The following is a 1,506-nucleotide window of genomic DNA, read 5'->3' on the forward strand; positions in this document are numbered from 1 at the left end:
TTATCAGACACCATTATATTCCCCATTTGCAGATCTCCATGAGAAATATTATTTTTTCCTAAAAATTCTGATAATTCTTTTATTTTTTTTGATAAATTATTCAATGCAGTCTTATTTTTATAATTTTTTTCTAAAAATTCCCCTAGAGTTTCGCCTTTTGCCCAAGCTATTTTAACTATCGGATAATGATTTCCATTAACACATATGCCATTATTTAAAAAATCAAAGTTAACAAAAAAAGAAGAGTTCAAGGATTTAAGTTTTTGAGAAATAGCTGTGTAACGTTGTAACAACCCTTTTGACTCTTTATGAAAACATCTAACAGCAAATTTAGTATGGACAGGCTACACTAATTAGTACCAGTTTAATAAGGTCATTGTTATGATAACCAAAAAAACAAAAGGAACCAACAATGACAAATCTTATTTCAAGAAGAGAAAAACGCAGTTTTAGTAATGAATTTAAAAAACAGAGGGTAATGTTATACCAAAATGGCAAAAAACGAGCGGATATTGTCACCGAATACGACCTGACTAAATCCGCATTAGATAAGTGGATTAAGCAATATCAAACCACTGGTGAGTTTACAGCTCAAGCTAATCGTCGTGCTCAAGAAAATGAGCTCATAGCCCTACGTAAAGAGAATAAGCGATTGTTAATGGAGAATGACATCCTAAAGCAAGCGGCGTTGATAATAGGACGAAAATCAAATTAATCACCGAGAATCAACATCGATATAGCTTACGTGCGTTATGTCGATGTTTACAAGTGTCAAGAAATAGCTTCTATTATCAACTACAATTAACCAGTAAAAAAACAGACAAAGAGCTTAGTAAAAAAGTGAAAGCGATATTTAACGATAACTATCAAGCCTATGGAACAAGGCGACTACAAGCAGAGCTTAGGGAGAAAAGCATACTATTATCCCGTCGCCGAATTGGTCGAATCATGCAAGAAAACGGATTAGTATCAAAATATACCTGTAAAAAATATCGTGCTAATACAGAACAAAGCAACGAATCAACAGTAAGTAATCAACTTAATCGTGAGTTTACCGTAGGCCAACAACGAAAAGTGTTAGTGACTGATTTAACTTATGTGAGAGTAAAACAACAATGGCATTACCTTTGTGTGATTATTGATGTAAGCAATCGAGAAATCGTGGGACGAAGTGCTGGAAAACATAAAAATGCTCAACTGGTTATGGATGCTATCAGCCAAATCCCTATTAACTTAAATTCAGTTGAGTTATTTCATTCAGATAGAGGAAAAGAATTTGATAATCATCTACTTGATGAATGTTTACAGGAATTTGGCATTGAGCGTTCATTAAGCCATAAGGGATGCCCTTATGATAATGCTGTTGCTGAAGCAACATTTAAAGCGGTGAAAACTGAATTTGTGTCAAACACGATTTTTGATTCACTTGAACAACTCAGGTTGCAATTTAATCACTATGTGGATTGGTTTAATTACAACAGGCTTCATTCGTCTTTAAATTACCAG

1 protein-coding gene and 1 pseudogene are annotated in these 1,506 nt (G+C 33.6%); one reads left to right on the plus strand and one right to left on the minus strand.

The features are described 5' to 3' along the window. Window positions 1-293, minus strand: a pseudogene (locus A9G41_RS07010) (protein kinase family protein); the annotation flags it as partial. Between the two features lie 119 nt (window positions 294-412). Between A9G41_RS07010 and A9G41_RS07020 the strand changes: the two are divergent. Next, window positions 413-1,506, plus strand: a protein-coding gene (locus tag A9G41_RS07020; RefSeq protein WP_143425432.1) for an IS3 family transposase whose coding sequence is annotated in 2 segments (ribosomal slippage) — window positions 413-674 and window positions 674-1,506 — 1,095 coding nt annotated over the 2 segments. Because the reading frame shifts where the segments join, the coding sequence is not laid out codon by codon here. This gene is flagged as partial in the annotation.

The organism is Gilliamella sp. Nev5-1, from assembly GCF_001690895.1.
Lineage (GTDB): Bacteria > Pseudomonadota > Gammaproteobacteria > Enterobacterales > Orbaceae > Gilliamella > Gilliamella apicola_C.